The sequence below is a fragment of the Streptococcus sp. CL5.50 genome (assembly GCF_049738015.1).
In the GTDB taxonomy this organism is placed as follows: Bacteria; Bacillota; Bacilli; order Lactobacillales; family Streptococcaceae; genus Streptococcus; species Streptococcus mitis_CA.
In genome coordinates this window covers 141,624-161,024 of sequence record NZ_JBKOTR010000004.1, presented here as the reverse complement: position 1 = coordinate 161,024, position 19,401 = coordinate 141,624, and the positions used below count along the sequence as shown (strand labels likewise).

The 19,401-nt window shown below is 40.8% G+C and carries 15 protein-coding genes, 1 tRNA gene, 1 other RNA gene and 4 pseudogenes; 18 read left to right on the top strand and 3 right to left on the bottom strand.

The genetic code is table 11. The features are described 5' to 3' along the window. Positions 1 to 4: 4 nt before the first annotated feature. Positions 5 to 78: transfer RNA gene (locus tag ACLNCV_RS04055), tRNA-Asn, on the top strand. 55 nt (positions 79 to 133) lie between these two features. Here the strand turns inward: ACLNCV_RS04055 and ACLNCV_RS04050 are convergent. Beyond that, positions 134 to 289, bottom strand: a pseudogene (locus tag ACLNCV_RS04050) (ISL3 family transposase); the annotation flags it as partial. 445 nt (positions 290 to 734) lie between these two features. Here ACLNCV_RS04050 and comW point away from each other — a divergent pair. The 16 genes and pseudogenes from comW (at position 735) to ACLNCV_RS03970 (ending at position 15,147) form a co-directional block, all read left to right on the top strand. Beyond that, positions 735 to 971, top strand: a complete 237-nt coding sequence (gene comW / locus ACLNCV_RS04045; protein ID WP_084925929.1) for a sigma(X)-activator ComW — start codon at positions 735 to 737, stop codon at positions 969 to 971. 230 nt (positions 972 to 1,201) lie between these two features. Beyond that, complete coding sequence (locus ACLNCV_RS04040; protein ID WP_084886348.1) at positions 1,202 to 2,488, top strand: adenylosuccinate synthase; 1,287 nt, start codon at positions 1,202 to 1,204, stop codon at positions 2,486 to 2,488. Between the two features lie 199 nt (positions 2,489 to 2,687). After that, on the top strand, positions 2,688 to 3,155 hold the full coding sequence (gene tadA / locus ACLNCV_RS04035; protein WP_084930351.1) for a tRNA adenosine(34) deaminase TadA: 468 nt from the start codon (positions 2,688 to 2,690) through the stop codon (positions 3,153 to 3,155). A 32-nt stretch (positions 3,156 to 3,187) separates the two neighbouring features. Beyond that, positions 3,188 to 3,285, top strand: an RNA gene (ffs, locus tag ACLNCV_RS04030) — signal recognition particle sRNA small type. 56 nt (positions 3,286 to 3,341) lie between these two features. Further along, a complete protein-coding gene (locus ACLNCV_RS04025) occupies positions 3,342 to 3,785 on the top strand; it encodes a dUTP diphosphatase (RefSeq protein WP_084930352.1) in 444 nt (147 codons plus the stop codon). A gap of 1 nt (position 3,786) precedes the next feature. After that, positions 3,787 to 4,326: a histidine phosphatase family protein gene (locus tag ACLNCV_RS04020; protein ID WP_424844884.1), complete on the top strand. Its 540-nt coding sequence runs from the start codon at positions 3,787 to 3,789 to the stop codon at positions 4,324 to 4,326. 13 nt (positions 4,327 to 4,339) lie between these two features. Beyond that, positions 4,340 to 5,701, top strand: coding sequence for a DNA repair protein RadA (gene radA / locus ACLNCV_RS04015; RefSeq protein WP_261020496.1), 1,362 nt, complete (start codon positions 4,340 to 4,342; stop codon positions 5,699 to 5,701). Positions 5,702 to 5,773: 72 nt separating this feature from the next. Continuing rightward, a complete protein-coding gene (locus ACLNCV_RS04010) occupies positions 5,774 to 6,271 on the top strand; it encodes a beta-class carbonic anhydrase (protein ID WP_229294925.1) in 498 nt (165 codons plus the stop codon). Between the two features lie 24 nt (positions 6,272 to 6,295). Continuing rightward, positions 6,296 to 7,111, top strand: a complete 816-nt coding sequence (locus tag ACLNCV_RS04005) for a PrsW family intramembrane metalloprotease (protein ID WP_424844883.1) — start codon at positions 6,296 to 6,298, stop codon at positions 7,109 to 7,111. A 145-nt stretch (positions 7,112 to 7,256) separates the two neighbouring features. Next, a complete protein-coding gene (locus ACLNCV_RS04000) occupies positions 7,257 to 8,225 on the top strand; it encodes a ribose-phosphate diphosphokinase (protein ID WP_000010168.1) in 969 nt (322 codons plus the stop codon). Between the two features lie 224 nt (positions 8,226 to 8,449). Continuing rightward, on the top strand, positions 8,450 to 9,361 hold the full coding sequence (locus tag ACLNCV_RS03995) for an Rpn family recombination-promoting nuclease/putative transposase (RefSeq protein WP_261126188.1): 912 nt from the start codon (positions 8,450 to 8,452) through the stop codon (positions 9,359 to 9,361). Positions 9,362 to 9,383: 22 nt separating this feature from the next. Beyond that, positions 9,384 to 9,812 (top strand): annotated as a pseudogene (locus ACLNCV_RS03990) (Rpn family recombination-promoting nuclease/putative transposase); the annotation flags it as partial. Positions 9,813 to 10,846: 1,034 nt separating this feature from the next. After that, positions 10,847 to 11,149 (top strand): annotated as a pseudogene (locus ACLNCV_RS03985) (hypothetical protein); the annotation flags it as partial. Between the two features lie 101 nt (positions 11,150 to 11,250). Then, on the top strand, positions 11,251 to 12,231 hold the full coding sequence (locus ACLNCV_RS03980; protein WP_424844882.1) for a hypothetical protein: 981 nt from the start codon (positions 11,251 to 11,253) through the stop codon (positions 12,229 to 12,231). 37 nt (positions 12,232 to 12,268) lie between these two features. Further along, positions 12,269 to 13,681 carry a nucleoside triphosphate hydrolase gene (locus tag ACLNCV_RS03975; protein ID WP_125444047.1) on the top strand — a complete coding sequence of 471 codons (1,413 nt, stop codon included), beginning with the start codon at positions 12,269 to 12,271 and terminating at the stop codon, positions 13,679 to 13,681. Between the two features lie 128 nt (positions 13,682 to 13,809). Continuing rightward, a complete protein-coding gene (locus ACLNCV_RS03970) occupies positions 13,810 to 15,147 on the top strand; it encodes an LPXTG cell wall anchor domain-containing protein (RefSeq protein WP_261266263.1) in 1,338 nt (445 codons plus the stop codon). A 139-nt stretch (positions 15,148 to 15,286) separates the two neighbouring features. On the opposite strand, the pseudogene ACLNCV_RS03965 reads toward ACLNCV_RS03970, so the two are convergent. Beyond that, positions 15,287 to 15,667 (bottom strand): annotated as a pseudogene (locus ACLNCV_RS03965) (Rpn family recombination-promoting nuclease/putative transposase); the annotation flags it as partial. Continuing rightward, positions 15,664 to 16,578, bottom strand: coding sequence for an Rpn family recombination-promoting nuclease/putative transposase (locus ACLNCV_RS03960; RefSeq protein ID WP_125444050.1), 915 nt, complete (start codon positions 16,576 to 16,578; stop codon positions 15,664 to 15,666). The pseudogene ACLNCV_RS03965 and the gene ACLNCV_RS03960, both read right to left, overlap by 4 nt. 147 nt (positions 16,579 to 16,725) lie before the next feature. Here ACLNCV_RS03960 and polA point away from each other — a divergent pair, with 147 nt between their 5' ends. Next, positions 16,726 to 19,359, top strand: coding sequence for a DNA polymerase I (gene polA / locus ACLNCV_RS03955; protein WP_261126190.1), 2,634 nt, complete (start codon positions 16,726 to 16,728; stop codon positions 19,357 to 19,359). Positions 19,360 to 19,401 lie beyond the last annotated feature (42 nt).

Sequence of the window (19,401 nt, the reverse complement as noted above, 5' to 3'; positions counted from 1 at the left end):
TTAATCCGCCATAGCTCAGTTGGTAGTAGCGCATGACTGTTAATCATGATGTCGTAGGTTCGAGTCCTACTGGCGGAGTAGTTAAGAAAAAGAGGTTTAGGCCTCTTTTTTGTTATGTAATTTATAATCTATCTCGTGTCATTAGACTTCCGCAATCAGGACAAGATGGGGCCTCACAATTTAGTTTAGCAATGATTTCTTTGTGGGTATCTATATTAACAACATCCATAATTTGGATATTAGGGTCTTTAATGTCTAGTAGTTTTGTGATAAAATGTAATTGTTCCATATGAATCTTTCTAATGGGTTGTTTGGTCACTTTTCATTATAGATCTTATGGGACTTTTTTTCTACAACAAAATCGGCTCCATAATATCTATAGGGGATTTTCCCACTACAAATATTATAGAGCCTTTTTGCCGAGTAAAGTTTCAGAGCCCTCCGTTTTCGAGTAATGTACCACAGTTTTAAGGAGATCTTTTTAGTACTTTAATCGAGGATAGCGAAGAGGCTAAACGTTGCGGACTGTAAATACGCTCCTTCGAGGGATTCGAATCCTTCCGCTTCCATTATCTTAATTTTTGAAATTTAGGTAGTAGATTTCCTCCTATTCTGTCAACTTTTCCTATTTGTTATCTTTTTGAGGTTAGTATTTGAGCAATTCAGGATTTGATAATAACTGTTTATAATTTTTTGTTAGAATAAGCTTATAAAAAGTAAAGGAGTGTATGCTTATGTTACAAAAAATTTATGAGCAGATGGCGGATTTTTATAGAAATATTGAAGAAGAGTATGGTACGTTCTTCGGAGATCATTTTGACTGGGAACATTTTCATTTTAAATTTTTGATTTATTATCTTTTCCGATATAGCATTGGGACTCATCGGGATTTTATTGTTTACCATTATCGTGTTGCTTATCGTTTGTATCTTGAAAAATTGATAATGAAACAAGGTTTTGTTGCTTGTTGAGACAGTATGAGTTAATTTCCGAACAAATTTAACTTTTTGTGGGAAAATAATGATAAATAGCCGGAATTTTTTCTAAAACATTTTTTAATAGTTGGAAATAGCAAATCTTTCTATTGTTTCTTCTTGATAAAAAGGCGATTTTTTCTTATAATAAATTGTAAGATATAATTGCAGGTGAGAGTCCTGCCATGTATGTGAGAAAGGAAGAGCCTGAGGGCTCAGACAAGATTATGACTTCAGTTGTTGTTGTAGGTACCCAATGGGGTGATGAAGGTAAAGGGAAGATTACAGACTTCCTTTCAGCGAATGCAGAAGTGATTGCACGTTACCAAGGTGGTGATAATGCAGGTCACACGATTGTGATTGATGGTAAGAAGTTTAAATTGCACTTGATTCCATCTGGAATTTTCTTCCCTGAAAAAATCTCTGTTATTGGGAATGGTATGGTTGTAAATCCTAAATCTCTTGTAAAAGAGTTGAACTATCTTCATGAGGAGGGTGTGACAACTGATAACTTGCGTATTTCTGATCGCGCGCATGTTATTTTGCCTTATCATATCGAGTTGGATCGCTTGCAAGAAGAAGCTAAGGGCGACAATAAGATTGGAACTACAATCAAGGGAATTGGTCCAGCTTATATGGACAAGGCTGCTCGTGTTGGGATTCGTATTGCCGATCTTTTGGATAAAGATATTTTCCGTGAGCGCTTAGAACGTAACCTTGCTGAAAAGAATCGTCTTTTTGAAAAATTGTATGACAGTAAAGCGATTGCTTTCGATGATATTTTTGAAGAATATTACGAATATGGTCAACAAATCAAGAAATATGTGACAGATACATCTGTTATTTTGAACGATGCGCTTGATAACGGTAAACGTGTTCTTTTTGAAGGTGCACAAGGTGTTATGCTAGATATCGACCAAGGCACGTATCCATTTGTTACGTCATCAAACCCTGTTGCTGGTGGTGTGACCATTGGTTCTGGTGTTGGTCCAAGTAAGATTGACAAGGTTGTTGGTGTATGTAAAGCCTATACGAGTCGTGTAGGAGACGGTCCTTTCCCAACTGAGTTGTTTGATGAAGTGGGAGAACGTATCCGTGAAGTCGGTCATGAATATGGTACAACAACTGGTCGTCCACGTCGTGTGGGATGGTTTGATTCAGTTGTGATGCGCCATAGCCGTCGCGTTTCTGGTATTACTAACCTTTCATTGAACTCTATCGATGTTTTGAGTGGTTTAGATACTGTGAAAATCTGTGTGGCCTATGATCTTGATGGTCAACGTATTGACTACTATCCAGCTAGTCTTGAGCAATTGAAACGTTGCAAGCCTATCTATGAAGAGTTGCCAGGTTGGTCAGAAGATATTACCGGAGTTCGTAATTTGGAAGATCTTCCTGAGAATGCGCGTAACTATGTTCGTCGTGTGAGTGAATTGGTTGGAGTTCGTATTTCTACTTTCTCAGTAGGTCCTGGTCGTGAACAAACAAATATTTTAGAAAGTGTTTGGTCCTAAGAGATTTTTAAGGTTTATTTAAGATAGGTCGGGTATACTATAGACAGTTACAAGAAGACCTCCTAACTTGTTGTAACAAATATCCTAAACTTTTCTTTTTCATAATAATCTCCCTATAAAGTCACCGCATTTGGTGGCTTTTTTTGTGTTGGGATTCATGATATAATAATAAAATCGATAAGTAGGAAAAGAGAAACGGATGAATTATACAGTTGAAGAAAAAGAAGTCTTCATGAGAGAGGCCTTGAGAGAGGCTGAGATCGCTCTTGAACACGATGAAATTCCAATTGGTTGTGTGATTGTCAAGGGCGGAGAAATCATTGGTCGTGGGCATAATGCACGTGAGGAGTTGCAGCGAGCGGTTATGCACGCGGAAATTATGGCTATAGAGAATGCGAACCTGAGTGAAGAGAGCTGGCGCTTGCTTGATTGCACGCTTTTTGTGACCATTGAGCCGTGTGTCATGTGTAGTGGGGCGATTGGACTCGCCCGCATTCCAAACGTGGTCTACGGGGCTAAAAACCAGAAATTTGGCGCTGCTGGGAGTTTGTACGATATCTTGACAGATGAGCGGCTCAACCATCGTGTGGAGGTTGAAACGGGAATTTTGAAAGATGAATGCGCAGCTATTATGCAGGATTTTTTTAGAAATAGACGGAAAAAATAATTTTGCTTTTAAAATGAATAGGAATGTGATATAATAAACAGTGGAGCAACAGTTCTGCGTGAAGCGGGTCAGGGGAGGAATCCAGCAGCCCTAAGCGATTTGAATTGTGTGCTCTTTTTTTCGTGCTTTTTCCGAATAAATAAGATAGAATAATCTAGAATAAATGATAATAGAAAAGAGAAGATGATGAAAATTCGTGGTTTTGAATTGGTTTCTAGTTTTACAGATGAGAATTTATTGCCAAAGCGTGAGACAGCGCATGCGGCTGGTTACGACTTAAAGGTTGCTGTGCGTACAGTTATCGCTCCAGGAGAGATTGTATTAGTTCCGACAGGGGTTAAGGCTTATATGCAACCGACTGAGGTCCTATACCTCTATGATCGTTCTTCAAACCCTCGTAAGAAGGGTTTGGTTTTAATTAACTCGGTTGGGGTCATTGATGGGGATTATTATGGAAATCCTGGGAATGAAGGGCATATTTTTGCTCAGATGAAGAATATCACAGACCAAGAGGTTGTTCTTGAAGTTGGAGAACGTGTTGTCCAGGCTGTCTTTGCTCCTTTCTTAATTGCAGATGGAGATGTGGCAGACGGTGTACGGACTGGTGGTTTTGGTTCGACAGGGGACTAGGATGAAGATTATCTTTGTACGTCACGGGGAGCCAGATTATAGTATGCTTGATAAACTTGAAAATCCGCAACTCTATAGTGGTTTTGGTCGTGATTTAGCACCATTGACAGGAAAAGGTCGCAGTCTGGCAAAAGAAGTTGCTAAAACTGCATGTTTTGGAAAGGCAGAGATTATTATTTCATCGTCTGTGACGAGAGCTTTAGAAACAGCCCATTATATAGCGGTTGAAACAGGATTGGACTTATTTGTGGAGCCGTTTTTTCATGAGTGGCGTCCAGACTTAGATAGTACTAACTCTGATTTAACTAGTGTATTGGTAGCTCATGAATATTATCTAAAACATCAAGGAGGTTTACCTGAAGATTCTCCTTATCGCTATGAAACTGCTCTGGAGATGCGTCATCGTTTTTTAAGAACTTTGGAAAAATATAAAAATTATAAAACTATTATCATTGTAACTCACAACATGCTCATGCGCCAGTTTGTGCCAAATGAGAAGATTGATTTTTGCCAAGTGATTGAGTGTGAGTTAGAGATATAGAAAGAGGTTTATCATCGCAAAGAAAAAAGCGACATTTGTATGTCAAAATTGTGGGTATAATTCCCCTAAATATTTGGGACGTTGCCCCAACTGTGGGTCTTGGTCTTCTTTTGTAGAAGAGGTTGAGGTTGCCGAGATCAAGAATGCGCGTGTGTCCTTGACAGGTGAGAAAACCAAGCCCATGAAACTGGCTGAAGTGACCTCCATCAATGTCAATCGAACCAAGACGGAGATGGAGGAATTCAACCGTGTACTTGGAGGCGGAGTGGTACCAGGAAGTCTCGTACTCATAGGTGGGGATCCTGGAATTGGGAAATCAACCCTTCTCCTACAAGTCTCAACCCAGTTGTCCCAAGTGGGGACAGTTCTATATGTCAGTGGGGAGGAGTCTGCCCAGCAGATTAAACTACGTGCAGAGCGCTTAGGTGATATTGATAGTGAGTTTTATCTCTATGCAGAGACCAATATGCAGAGTGTTCGAGCAGAGGTAGAGCGCATCCAGCCAGATTTTCTCATCATCGACTCCATTCAGACTATTATGTCTCCTGAAATTTCAGGGGTGCAAGGATCTGTGTCTCAGGTGCGTGAAGTAACTGCTGAGCTCATGCAGCTGGCCAAGACTAATAACATTGCCATCTTTATCGTAGGACATGTGACCAAGGAAGGTACTCTGGCTGGTCCGCGTATGTTGGAGCATATGGTGGATACGGTGCTTTACTTTGAAGGGGAGCGTCACCATACCTTCCGTATTTTGAGGGCGGTCAAAAATCGTTTTGGTTCCACTAATGAGATTGGGATTTTTGAGATGCAGTCGGGCGGTTTGGTTGAGGTTCTCAATCCGAGTCAAGTTTTCCTAGAGGAGCGTTTGGATGGGGCGACTGGTTCGTCAATCGTTGTGACTATGGAAGGGACGCGTCCGATTTTGGCGGAGGTTCAGGCTTTGGTAACACCGACCATGTTTGGAAATGCCAAGCGTACGACGACAGGACTTGATTTTAATCGTGCGAGTTTGATTATGGCTGTTTTGGAAAAGCGTGCAGGTCTTCTCTTGCAAAATCAGGACGCCTATCTCAAATCTGCTGGAGGTGTCAAATTGGATGAACCTGCCATTGACTTAGCTGTTGCAGTTGCCATTGCTTCGAGCTATAAAGACAAGCCAACCAACCCTCAGGAATGTTTTGTGGGAGAACTGGGTTTGACTGGAGAAATTCGGCGCGTGAATCGTATCGAGCAACGCATCAATGAAGCTGCTAAGCTGGGATTTACAAAAATCTATGTACCTAAGAATTCCTTGACAGGAATCACTCCACCCAAGGAAATTCAGGTCATTGGTGTGACAACGATTCAGGAAGTTTTGAAAAAGGTCTTTGCTTAATCTGTGACAAATTCTCTTAAAAATGATAAGATAGGAGAAATATTTGACTATCAAATTTTCGAGGAGGGAATCGTGTCGTATTTTGAACAGTTTATGCAAGCCAATCAGGCTTATGTTGCCCTACATGGGCAGTTAAATCTGCCACTTAAACCCAAAACAAGAGTGGCTATTGTGACCTGTATGGACTCTCGTCTGCACGTTGCGCAAGCTCTGGGATTGGCACTTGGGGATGCTCATATCTTGCGGAATGCAGGTGGTCGAGTGACTGAGGACATGATTCGTTCGCTAGTTATTTCCCAGCAACAAATGGGGACAAGAGAGATTGTGGTATTGCACCATACAGACTGTGGTGCTCAGACCTTTGAAAATGGTCCTTTTAAGGAGTATCTGAAAGAGGAACTAGGTGTCGATGTGTCAGACCAGGACTTCTTGCCCTTCCAAGATATAGAGGAAAGTGTACGCGAGGATATGCAACTCCTTATCGAGTCTCCCCTAATACCAGACGATGTCATTATCTCTGGTGCCATTTATGATGTGGATACAGGAAGTATGACAGTCGTAGAATTGTAAAAAATTCATTTAAAAAGAAAGTGTATGAAGAAAAACAGTATTTTATTTATTTTTATTTTATTGCTATGTATTGGTGTACAATATGAAACCATCTATTATACGGACGGTTCTATGTCAGGTGCGGAATATGGACTCATGGGAGTTTCTATCTTTCTAGCTCTCTTTTACATGATTCCGGCTCTTTATTTCCTTTTCCGTATTGGGAAAAAATGGGAATTACCAAAGAAAGCCTTGATTCTGTCTTTATTGGGTGGGATGTTCCTTTCAGGCTGGTTGTCTAGCTTTGCGAATACCTATATCCATGATTTGCTGGGGGTTCTTTTCCCAGATAATGCATTTTTAAATGCCTTTGAAAGTGCGATTGTGGCTCCTTTGGTAGAAGAACCCTTGAAATTATTGCCACTTGTTTTTGTTTTAGCTTTGATTCCTGTGCGAAAATTAAAATCTTTGTTTTTACTAGGAATTGCTTCTGGTTTAGGATTCCAAATGATTGAGGATATTGGCTACATTCGTACGGATTTACCAGAAGGATTTGACTTTACCATTTCGAGAATTTTAGAGCGTATCATCTCAGGAATTGCCTCTCACTGGACTTTTTCAGGTCTGGCTGTAGTAGGTGTTTACTTGCTTTACAGAGCCTATAAAGGACAGAAGGTTGGCAAGAAACAGGGGCTTATTTTCCTAGGTTTGGCCTTGGGAACTCATTTCTTGTTTAACTCTCCTTTTGTAGAATTAGAGACAGAGTTGCCACTAGCGATTCCAGTGGTTACGACCATTACTCTATATGGTTTTTATCAGGCTTATCGCTTTGTTGAGAAGCACAATGAGTTGATGAACTAGAATATTTTTCAAAAGAATAATGCAGGGGCACAAATATGCTGCCCTTCTTTTATTTTTGATTGAAAAATAGTGCAAAAAGCGCTACAATGGTAGATGGAAAAATCTTGTGAAAAGCACAAGTGATACATATATACCGGAGGAAATCATGTCTTTTTCTGATTTAAAGCTGTTTGCCCTTTCTTCTAATCAAGAATTGGCAAAACGTGTAGCGCAGGAGATTGGGATAGAGTTGGGGAAATCAAGTGTTCGCCAATTTTCAGATGGAGAGATTCAGGTCAACATCGAAGAATCAATCCGTGGGAAACACGTCTTTATCCTACAATCAACTAGCTCGCCTGTAAATGACAATCTGCTTGAAATTTTGATTATGGTAGATGCTTTGAAGCGTGCGAGTGCAGAATCTGTCAATGTTGTCATGCCTTACTATGGGTATGCACGTCAGGATAGAAAGGCGAGAGCGCGTGAGCCAATCACTTCAAAACTTGTCGCAAATATGCTTGAAGTAGCTGGAGTGGATCGTTTGTTGACCATCGACTTGCATGCTGCGCAGATTCAAGGATTCTTTGATATTCCTGTGGATCACTTGATGGGGGCTCCTCTGATTGCGGATTATTTTGAGCGTCGTGGCATGGTTGGTTCTGACTATGTGGTTGTCAGCCCAGACCATGGAGGAGTGACTCGTGCCCGTAAGTTGGCAGAATTTTTGAAAACATCTATCGCTATCATCGACAAACGTCGCAGTGTTGATAAGATGAATACCAGTGAAGTCATGAACATCATCGGTAAGGTTGAAGGTAAGACTTGTATCTTGATTGATGATATGATTGATACGGCTGGAACGATTTGTCATGCGGCAGATGCCCTTGCAGAAGCTGGTGCTGTTGAAGTCTATGCAAGCTGTACGCACCCAGTTCTTTCTGGTCCTGCTATGGACAATATCCAAAATTCAGCTATTAAGAAATTGGTTGTTTTGGATACCATCTATCTGCCAGAAGAGCGTTTGATTGATAAGATTGAGCAGATTTCAATCGCTCATCTCCTAGGGGATGCTATTGTGCGTATCCATGAAAAACGCCCACTTTCTCCACTTTTCAGTATTGAGAAAAAGATTTAATGACCAAGCCTGAGATAATTCTCAGGTTTTTTTCGTCTCTTTTGCGAATAAATAGATAGAGTCAGTGAATCTAGTAAAACTAGATTTAATACTCTTCGAAAATCAAATTCAAACCACGTTAACGTCGCCTTGCCGTACTCAAGTACAGCCTGCGGCTAGTTTCCTAGTTTGCTCTTTGATTTTCATTGAGTATAAGACTGTGGTATAATAAAAGGAGGAAAAGGATGATTCTCAGACATCCGGGCATTAGCCCGACCAATGACTTAGTTGCTAAGAAAATCTTTAGCAATCCAGAAATCACTTGTCAATTTATTCGCGATATGTTGGACTTACCAGCCAAAAATGTAACCATTTTGGAGGGAAGCAATATTCACGTCTTGCCTTCCATACCTTACTCGGCGCAGGATTTCTATACCAGTATAGATGTTTTGGCGGAGTTGGACAATGGCACCCAAGTGATCATTGAAATTCAGGTGCATCATCAGAATTTTTTCATCAATCGCCTGTGGGCTTACCTGTGCAGTCAGGTCAATCAAAACCTAGAAAAAATTCGCCAACGAGAAGGTGATACACACCAGAGTTATAAACACATCGCACCTGTTTATGCTATTGCTATCGTAGATAGTAATTACTTCTCGGATGATTTGGCTTTTCATAGCTTTAGTATGCGCGAGGACACGACAGGTGAGGCTTTAACAATTACAAAAAATGGACAAGAAAACTATCTAGTCAAGATAGCATTCTTGGAATTAAAAAAATACAGAGAAACCAGCAAAGACGAGATTCGCAAGCCCTGGTTGGAGTTTTTTGGGAATAAACCCTTTACCCAAGAACCTGAGCGAGTCATCAGTCAAGCAGACCAACTGCTGGACTACAAGAGCTGGTCCGAGGAGGACAGGAAAATGTTTAGTGAACAACGTAGACGCGAAGAACAAGCCTTGTTAGCTCATGACTATGCCTTGGAAACCGCTAGAGCCGAAGGTATTGAACAAGGTTTAGAACGTGGGAAAGTTGAAGGAAGGGAAGAAGGGAAACTTTTTGCCTTCTTAGACATGGTTCGCCAACATGTTTTAACTTCCGAATTTGCTAGCGAGCAATTAGGTATGACGGTCTCTGAATTTGAGGCACTCTTATAAGACCATCACTAGTAATAGCGTTCTTGGAACTAAAAAATACAGAGAAACCAACAAAGATAAGGTTCGCAAACCGTGGTTGGAGTTTTTCGGTAACAAACCCTTTACCCAAGAACCAGAGCGTGCTATCAGCCAAGCAGACCAACTGCTGGACTACAAGAGCTGGTCCGAGGAGGACAGGAAGATGTTTAGTGAACAACGCAGGCGTGAGGAACAAGCATTGTTAGCACAGGACTATGCCTTGGAAACAGCTAGGGCGGAAGGCATTGAACAAGGTTTAGAGCGTGGTCTTGAACGTGGTCGTGCAGAGGGCATTGAACAGGGACTGGAGCGTGGGAAAGTTGAAGGAAGTTTGTCTATGCTACTAAATCTCGTTCGCCAAGGTCTTCTGACTTCCGAATTTGCTAGCGAGCAATTAGGTATGACGGTCGCAGAGTTTGAGGACTTGCTATAAGGTCACATTTTAAATAGTAGAAAGTTTATAAAATGGCAAGTTATTATCAAAAAACTTGTCATTTTTGCTTGACATTTCGAAGGGGTTATAGGATAATACTACAGAAGTGAGTTCTGTCCAACTGTCTATGTGGATTAAATATGAATGATTTTACTCAAGGATCAAAAAATTGTGAGATTTTCACTTGAATATAGGATATTTTAAGCGTATTCACTCTCACAAAGTTGTTTTTTCACCTTTTTTTCTAAAAATAGGAAAAAACTTTAAAAACTCGAAGAAAACCCTTGACAAATCCTGCAAATATTTATATACTGTATGGTAGTAAGATAGTCTTACGAAAAAATATTTTAAAGAAAAACAAAGGAGATAAAACGATGAAAAAAGTTTTATTGACAAGCGCAGTCGCTCTTGCAGCATTTGGTGCTGTATAAGCTGTTTCAGCAGAAGACACAACAAATAGCCGTTTTGGTTCACAATTTGATAAATATCGTCAACCAAATGCTGAACCAGATCATTCTCATGATGCTGTCAGCGCAGATAATTCAACTGCTCATAACCGTTTTGGTTACGGATTTGCTATCGGATCTAAATATATCCGTTACGACCGCGATAAAGCACATGGATTTGACCGTCATGTTCGTGTAACTGTTGTTGATGGTGGTGGACGTCCAGTTCCAAACGTAGAAGTAGACTTCTTCTTGAAACCAGCTTCAGGTGAAAAGAAACCAGAATACTTCACTGCTACAACTAATCAATCAGGTGATGCTGAACTTCCAACAGTCTTCAAAGCTGGTGAAGTGATTCAATACCGTGTTGCTAAAACTGCAACAGACTTCAAAGAAGCAGTTGAATTAGTAGGTGAATTCGTTGTTAAACCTGGAAATGAAGTTTCTGGTCAATTATTTACAAGTGAAACAATCAGAGTACCATACAAATTAGACGATCGTGCTGCAAGCATTGGTAGCCCAGTGCAATCTGCTCAATATGGTTGGTCTCAAACAGCTGAAGGTTGGAAATACTTCGAAAATGCTGCAGCTGTTACAGGTTGGAAACAAGTTGACGGTAACTGGTACTACCTAAACGATAAAGGTGTAATGCAAACTGGTTGGGTAAACGTTAACGGAACTTGGTACTTCCTAAACAAATCAGGTGCTATGCAAACTGGTTGGTTGAAAGATGGTAACACTTGGTACTTCCTTGAATCAACAGGTGCTATGAAAGCTAGCCAATGGTTTGAAGTTTCTGGTAAATGGTACCATGTAAACGGTTCAGGTGCCCTTTCAGTAAACACAACTGTTGACGGTTACAACGTAAACGCAAACGGTGAGTGGGTATAATCCTAATACATGAAATATAAAACAGGAGAGTTCTCTCCTGTTTTTTCTTGCATTTATCTTGTATAAGTATTATAATGGTTAAAAATAATAGGAGGTTTCCAATGAAATCAAAAATGTTGAAAATTTTATTAGGTGCAACCTTGGCAGGCACTGCCCTTGTTGGAGCTAGAGTAACTGAAGTGAAAGCTTCGGAAACGAATGTGTATAAGACAGTTCTTTGGGTTACAAAACAGGAAGATGGTAAAGAGAAGATTTTAAAAGATGCTCAAACTTATGATTCGTCAAAACCTGAGACATCATCTCCAGGTACTTTTTCAGGATATCAATTTGATACTTCTTCAATAGATGGAACTGTATTAAAGCATTACTTTAAGCCAGCAGTGACAGTTACAGGAGATAAGGTAGATGGACTTTCTGCAAAACCTGACATCTTAAAACCATTTAAAGATACAGTCAAAGGGACTTCTTGGTTGGTAATGGAATCAGATGGAACTAGTAGAGAATTAAAAGCTTTTCTTCCTGCTAATGCTGCCAAAAAAGCTGAAGAAGTTGAACCTGGTACATTTAAAGGTTATCGTTTTGTAGAAACTAAGATTGACCAAGGAGTTCGTAAACATTGGTTTGTAAAAGACGATAGTGTTACTGGAACAGAAAAAGTGGAAGAGAAACTTACAGGTTGGCAATATATCGCTGATAAGTGGTATTTCTTTGATCAAGATGGCGTGAAGAAAACTGGCTGGGTAAATGATGGTAGCTGGTATTACTTAGCGGCAGATGGTAGTATGCAAACTGGTTGGAAGTTTATCTCTGGTAAATGGTACTATCTTAATAGCGCTGGCTCTATGCAGACTGGCTGGTTAAATCAAGGTGGCAAGTGGTACTATCTCTACTCCGATGGTGCAATGGCTACTGGTTGGGCAAAAGTAGATGGTGTCTGGTACTATCTAAATACTTCTGGTGATCTGGTGACTGGTTGGTTCCAAGCAGGTGGTAAGTGGTATTATGCCTATAGTTCAGGTGCTCTTGCAGTAAATACAACGATTAACGGCTATACTCTAAATGCAAATGGTGAGTGGGTGTAACATTATACACGGAATAAGTGATAAAGAGGTAAAAAAGATGAAAGCAAAACATATTTTAGCAATAGGTGCTGCAGGTGTAACATTACTTGGAGCTAGTACTTTGACTGCAGCACTTTCTAATCAAGATGCAGTGTATGCTGTCGAACCTAAAGCAAAACCAGCAGACCCATCTGTCGTTACTCGCACAGACTATAAGGTTTCAGGTGGAGCTTATGGAGCAACTTCTATTACTGGAATTAATAGTGATAACAAGTATAATGATCCTAAAGATATACCAGGTTATAAGTATATTGGTAGTGAACCTGATAATGGTGGAAGAGTTTGGGTTCATTATTATGTAAAAGACTCAGCATCAACAACTGGTTCAAGTGCAAACACAGGTAACAACACTGGTTCAAGTGCAAACACAGGTAACAACACTGGTTCAAGTGCAAACACAGGTAACAACACTGGATCAAATGCAAATACAAGTACAGGATCTAATATCGATAAAGACGAGTATAAATGGTTAACGGTTTCTGGGAAATACCAGCTTTATATTAATAATAATCTAGTCAAAGGTTGGCAGACTGTTGATGGTAAGACTTATTATTTTGATGAAAATGGTTTTATGAAGACTGGGATCTTAGAAATCAAAGATAAACGTTATTACTTTGATGAAAATGGCCTTATGAAATCTGGTTGGGTCAATGAAGGTGGTAAGGATTACTATATTACTGATGATGGTTCTAAACCAACTACTATCATTGCAAAAGGTGAGAAGATTTACTACGTTAAAGAGGGGATTCAACAAACAGGTCTTCAACAGATTGATAAGAAGTGGTATTATTTATTGGCAGACGGTAGCCGTAAAACAGGTCTCGTTCAAGATACAAATAAGAAATGGTACTATATTACAAATGATGGAGAACGTAAAGTTGGTCTCGTAAAAGATAGTGACGGTGCTTATCATTATCTTACTCCAGAAGGGGAACGTAAAACAGGTTCTGTCACTATTGACGGTGTGACTTATCGTTTAGCGGATCGTGCAAGTAGCAAGCCAGGATGGAATAAAATTGATGGTAAGTGGTACTATTATGATGCGGAAGATAACATGAAGACAGGTTGGGTTAAAGATGGCTCATGGTACTATTTGGATGCTTCTGGGGTCATGCAAACAGGCTGGCAAAAAGTTGATGGAGTATGGTACTATCTAGATGGATCAGGTGCCATGCAAACAGGTTGGTTGAACCAAGGTGGAACTTGGTATTACCTCAATAATTCAGGCGCTATGAAAACAGGTTGGCTAAACCAAAGCGGAACATGGTATTATCTAGATGGATCAGGTGCTATGAAGACTGGTTGGTACCAAGTTGGTGGTAAATGGTATTACTCATACTCATCAGGAGCCTTAGCAGTAAGTACAACTATCAATGGTTACACTGTTAATTCTAATGGTGAATGGGTCTAATACGAATCATGCAGAAAGTAAGAGGAATTTCCTCTTACTTTTTTATTGATAGAAGTTCTATTTCTTGATTTTTTCGAAAGAAAATGGTACAATGACAGCAAAAAGATATTAAAGGTGGTAAATACTTTATGGATAAGAAAAAACTTCTTACTGCTAGCTTGGCTAGTGTCGCAGTTCTTGGAGCAGGTTTCCTTGCTTCTCACCCGTCAGTTGTGAAGGCTGAAGAAGCAGCTTCAACTGCTGTAACTAAAGAAGATGTAGCTGAGTACTTCACTGATTTAGAAAAAAAAGCTGAAGAAGCTATTAATAAAAATGATAAAATTGCTAACAAAGAAGTAGCAATTTTGGAAGCTAAGGCAGCTATTGGTAAAGAAGATTTATTAAAAGCTATTGATGAAAAACAAATCACACCTGAAGATGTATTGAAAGATTTAGCAGAAGCTAGCAAGACTGAATCAGATGAAGCAGAAGCAGGAAAATATGGTGAAAACTATGCACCTCAAGAAGTAAAAGATGCAAAACCTGCCCCAGGTGCTGAATTAGTTCGTAACGAATCTGGTGAAGTTACAGAAGTTAAACCAATCGATGGTAGAAGTGAAATTGATGCTGATGCTCAAGATAAAATCAACAAACGTTTAGACGAAGAAAAAACAGATGTTAAAGATGCTGAAGAAAGACTAGCTGCAGCTAATCATGATGAAAAAGAAGCTGAATCTAACAGAGAAGAAGCTAAGGTAGCTGTAGAATCAGCTAAAGAAAATGTTAAAGCAGCTCAAGAGGAATTGGCAGCTGCAAAAGATCCTAAATCAAAAGAGGAAGCTGAGAAAACTTTAAAACAAGCTGAGCAAGATTTGAAAGATGCTGAAGATGCATTGGAACAAGCAGATGAAGATTATTATTCATATGTTGCAGATCGTGAAGCTGAAGAAGTTCGTTTGGCAACACGTAATATTGCAAAATTAAAAGCTGAAGGAAAAGATACAACAGAGGCAGAAAAAGAACTTGATCTTGTATTAAATGGAGTAGAACCACTTGTACAACCAGAACTTCCTCTTTATGTTGAATCAGAGCAACCTAAATTACCAAATGATGGTGGCCCTTACCCAGGTGATCGTTATATTATTAACAAACCAGCAGCAACACCAGCAGGGACTCCAGCAACAACACCAGCAGGGACTCCAGCAACAACACCAGCAGATGCTCCAGCAGCAACATCAGCAAATGCTCCAGCAGCAACATCAGCAGATGCTCCAGCAGCAACATCAGCAGATGCTCCAGCAACTCCTGCGGTTGCACCAACTGTAGCAGGAACTAGCCAAGACAATACTTATCAAGCTCCAGCTGCGAAAGCAGAAGATAAGAAAGAACTTCCAAATACTGGTGGTAAAGATAATGCAGCAGTTGCATCATTAGGATTCCTCGGATTGCTCCTTGGTGCCCTTCCATTTGTGAAACGCAAAAACTAATTAGTTGAAGATATAAAAGAGAAGGATTTATGACCTTCTCTTTTTTGTGTGATATGGGATATAGTAAGAGTTCTGTCGAAAATAAAAAATGAACAAAACGATGTTTCAGTTTTGTTCATTTTTATGTTATTTTATAAACTTACAAGAGCTCCTCAAACTCAGCGACGGCCATGCCTAATTGCCGGCTGGCAACCTTGGGAGTCAGAAGACCTTGGCGAACCATGTCTAAGAAGGCAAAAAGTTTCCCTTCTTCCCTTCCTTCAACTTTCCCACGCTCTAAGCCTTTTTCTTCAGCTTGTTCCAAGGCATAATCCTGTGCTAACAAGGCTTGTTCTTCACGCATACGTAGTTCACTAAACATCTTCCTGTCCTCCTCGGACCAGCTCTTGTAGTCCAGCAGTTGGTCTGCCTGGCTGATGGCTCGCTCGGGTTGCTGGGTAAAGGGTTTGTTCCCGAAAAACTCCAACCACGGTTTGCGAACCTTGTCTTTGCTGGTTTCTCTGTACTTTTTAGTTCTTATTTGTGATGCTCTTTCAATAGTTCCTCAAACTCAGCCACGGTCATGCCTAATTGCTGGCTGGCAACCTTGGGAGTCAGAAGACCTTGGTGGACTAGATTTACTAAACCTACTTTTAATCCCTCTTCGATACCCTCAGCTCGACCACGCTCTAATCCTTTTTCTTCAGCTTGTTCCAAGGCATAGTCATGCGCTAACAAGGCTTGTTCTTCACGCCTGCGTTGTTCACTAAACATCTTCCTGTCCTCCTCGGACCAGCTCTTGTAGTCCAGCAGTTGGTCTGCTTGGCTGATAGCTCGCTCAGGTTGTTGGGTAAAGGGTTTGTTGCCGAAAAACTCCAACCAGGGCTTGCGAACCTTGTCTTTGCTGGTTTCTCTGTATTTTTTTAATTCCAAGAACGCCATCTTGACTAGATGGTTTTCTTGACCGTTATTAGTGATGGTTAAGACCTCACCTCTCGTGTCCTCGCGCATACTAAAGCTATGGAAAGCCAAGTCATCTTGGAAATAATTGCTGTCCACAATAGCGATAGCATATACTGGTGCGATGTGTTTGTAACTCTGGTGGGTATCACCTTCACGTTGGCGGATTTTTTCAAGATTTTGATTGACCTGACTGCACAGGTAAGCCCACAAGCGATTAATGAAAAAATTCTGATGATGAACTTGGATTTCGATAATAACCTGCGTGCCATTGTCCAACTCTGCCAAGACGTCTATACTGGTATAGAAATCCTGCGCTGAATAAGGGATGGAGGGTAATACGTGAATGTTACTTCCCTCCAAAATCGTTACATTTTTGGCTGGCAAGTCCAGCATATCACGGATAAATTGACAAGTGATTTCTGGATTGCTGAAAATTTTCTTAGCAACCAAGTCATTGGTTGGGCTGATGCCCGGATGACGTAATGCCATACTCTTTCTCCTTTCATTATAGCACATTTTCAAATCTAGGTTTACTGGATTCTTTGGCTCTATCTATTTATTCGGAAAAAGTGTGAAAAATATTGGGTATCGCTCTTCTCAATGGTATTTTTTGGTGCTTTCCTTTATAATGGGTGTATGGATAAGAAAAAATTATTATTGATTGATGGGTCTTCTGTTGCTTTTCGGGCGTTTTTTGCCCTCTATCAGCAGTTGGACCGTTTTAAGAATGCGGCTGGTTTGCATACCAATGCGATTTATGGTTTCCAGTTGATGTTGAGTCATTTATTGGAGCGGGTTGAGCCTAGTCATATTTTGGTGGCCTTTGATGCGGGAAAGACCACCTTCCGTACTGAGATGTATGCGGACTATAAGGGAGGTCGGGCTAAGACTCCAGATGAGTTTCGGGAGCAGTTTCCTTTTATTCGTGAGTTGCTAGATCATATGGGGATTCGTCACTATGAGTTGGCCCAGTATGAGGCGGATGACATTATTGGGACACTGGATAAACTAGCAGAGCAGGATGGTTTTGATATTACCATTGTCAGTGGGGACAAGGATTTGATTCAGCTGACGGATGAGCATACGGTGGTTGAAATTTCCAAGAAAGGTGTGGCTGAGTTTGAGGCTTTTACGCCAGAATATCTCATGGAAAAGATGAGCATTACACCGGCTCAGTTTATCGATCTCAAGGCGCTCATGGGTGATAAGTCGGATAATATCCCTGGGGTTACCAAAATTGGTGAAAAGACGGGTATCAAGCTCTTGCTGGAGCATGGCTCGCTTGAGGGAATTTATGAAAATATCGATGGGATGAAGGCTTCTAAGATGAAGGACAATCTCATCAATGATAAGGAACAGGCCTTTTTGTCGAAAACACTGGCGACCATTGATACCAAGGCACCGATTGAGATTGGGTTGAAGGATTTGGTTTATAGTGGTCCAGATGTGGAAAGTCTTGGGAAATTCTACGATGAGATGGGCTTCAAACAGCTCAAACAGGCTTTAAATGTGTCGTCAGCTGATGTTGCTGAAAGTTTGGACTTTACTATCGTTGAGCAAGTCAGTCAAGATATGCTGAGTGAAGAAGCTATCTTTCACTTTGAGCTTTTTGGTGAGAATTACCATACGGATGATTTGGTTGGTTTTGCTTGGTCTTGTGGGGATAAGCTCTATGCTACAGACAAGCTTGAACTTTTGCAAGAGCCTATTTTCAAAGATTTTCTAGAAAAAACACCTTTGAGGGTGTATGACTTTAAGAAAGCTAAAGTTCTCTTGCATCGTTTGGGTGTGGATTTGCAGGCGCCTGCTTTTGACAGTCGTTTGGCTAAATATCTCCTTTCGACTGTGGAGGACAATGAAATTGCGACCATCGCTAGTCTTTATGGTCAGACTTACTTGGTTGATGATGAGACTTTCTATGGTAAGGGAGTCAAGAAGGCCATTCCTGAACGCGAGAAATTCTTGGAACATTTGGCGCGTAAGCTTGCTGTTTTGGTTGAGACTGAGCCTATTTTGCTTGAAAAACTCAGTGAAAATGGGCAATTAGAGCTTCTTTATGATATGGAGCAACCTCTGGCTTTTGTCCTTGCCAAGATGGAAATTGCTGGGATTACGGTCAAGAAAGAGACCTTGCTTGAGATGCAGGCTGAAAATGAGCTTGTTATTGAAAAACTGACTCAGGAGATTTACGAACTGGCTGGTGAGGAGTTTAATATTAACTCGCCTAAGCAGTTGGGCGTGCTTCTCTTTGAAAAATTGGGGCTACCTCTAGAATACACTAAGAAAACTAAGACTGGATACTCGACAGCGGTGGATGTCTTGGAGCGCCTGGCTCCTATTGCTCCGATTGTTAAGAAAATCCTAGACTATCGTCAGATTGCTAAGATTCAATCGACTTATGTAATTGGCTTGCAGGACTGGATTTTGGCTGATGGCAAGATTCATACTCGCTATGTGCAGGATTTGACTCAGACTGGGCGTCTGTCTAGTGTGGATCCAAACTTGCAAAATATTCCTGTGCGTTTGGAGCAGGGCCGTCTCATTCGTAAGGCTTTTGTGCCTGAGTGGGAGGATAGTGTGCTACTCAGCTCGGACTACTCGCAGATTGAATTGCGCGTTTTGGCGCATATCTCTAAGGATGAGCACTTGATTAAGGCCTTCCAAGAGGGGGCAGATATTCATACTTCGACAGCCATGCGGGTCTTTGGCATTGAGCGTCCTGAGGATGTGACTGCAAACGACCGTCGCAATGCCAAGGCTGTCAACTTTGGAGTGGTTTACGGGATTTCAGACTTTGGCTTGTCTAATAATTTGGGCATTAGCCGTAAGGAAGCCAAAGCCTACATTGATACCTACTTTGAACGTTTTCCAGGTATTAAAAACTACATGGATGAAGTGGTGCGTGAGGCGCGTGATAAGGGCTATGTAGAGACACTTTTCAAGCGTCGTCGTGAGTTGCCAGATATCAATTCGCGCAACTTCAATATTCGTGGTTTTGCAGAGCGGACAGCTATCAACTCTCCTATCCAGGGGTCGGCGGCAGATATTCTCAAGATTGCTATGATTCAGCTGGATAAAGCCTTGGTTGCAGGTGGTTATCAGACTAAGATGCTGTTACAAGTGCACGATGAAATCGTCCTTGAAGTTCCTAAATCGGAGCTGGCAGATATGAAAAAATTGGTCAAACAAACCATGGAAGAAGCCATTCAACTCAGTGTTCCCCTTATCGCAGATGAAAATGAAGGGGCAACCTGGTACGAGGCTAAATAAAAAGGGGGCTAGTCCTCCTTTTTGTAGTAGAATTATGCAAGC

What these genes read in the sequence shown, in the direction of transcription:
- tadA (WP_084930351.1), top strand. Translation starts at nt 2,688, where the DNA reads ATGAATTATACAGTTGAAGAAAAAGAAGTCTTCATGAGAGAGGCCTTG.
- ACLNCV_RS03980 (WP_424844882.1), top strand. Translation starts at nt 11,251, where the DNA reads ATGAAATCAAAAATGTTGAAAATTTTATTAGGTGCAACCTTGGCAGGC.
- ACLNCV_RS03975 (WP_125444047.1), top strand. Translation starts at nt 12,269, where the DNA reads ATGAAAGCAAAACATATTTTAGCAATAGGTGCTGCAGGTGTAACATTA.
- ACLNCV_RS04040 (WP_084886348.1), top strand. Translation starts at nt 1,202, where the DNA reads ATGACTTCAGTTGTTGTTGTAGGTACCCAATGGGGTGATGAAGGTAAA.
- ACLNCV_RS04000 (WP_000010168.1), top strand. Translation starts at nt 7,257, where the DNA reads ATGTCTTTTTCTGATTTAAAGCTGTTTGCCCTTTCTTCTAATCAAGAA.
- ACLNCV_RS03995 (WP_261126188.1), top strand. Translation starts at nt 8,450, where the DNA reads ATGATTCTCAGACATCCGGGCATTAGCCCGACCAATGACTTAGTTGCT.
- comW (WP_084925929.1), top strand. Translation starts at nt 735, where the DNA reads ATGTTACAAAAAATTTATGAGCAGATGGCGGATTTTTATAGAAATATT.
- ACLNCV_RS04005 (WP_424844883.1), top strand. Translation starts at nt 6,296, where the DNA reads ATGAAGAAAAACAGTATTTTATTTATTTTTATTTTATTGCTATGTATT.
- ACLNCV_RS04025 (WP_084930352.1), top strand. Translation starts at nt 3,342, where the DNA reads ATGAAAATTCGTGGTTTTGAATTGGTTTCTAGTTTTACAGATGAGAAT.
- polA (WP_261126190.1), top strand. Translation starts at nt 16,726, where the DNA reads ATGGATAAGAAAAAATTATTATTGATTGATGGGTCTTCTGTTGCTTTT.
- ACLNCV_RS04020 (WP_424844884.1), top strand. Translation starts at nt 3,787, where the DNA reads ATGAAGATTATCTTTGTACGTCACGGGGAGCCAGATTATAGTATGCTT.
- ACLNCV_RS03960 (WP_125444050.1), bottom strand. Translation starts at nt 16,578, where the DNA reads ATGGCATTACGTCATCCGGGCATCAGCCCAACCAATGACTTGGTTGCT.
- ACLNCV_RS03970 (WP_261266263.1), top strand. Translation starts at nt 13,810, where the DNA reads ATGGATAAGAAAAAACTTCTTACTGCTAGCTTGGCTAGTGTCGCAGTT.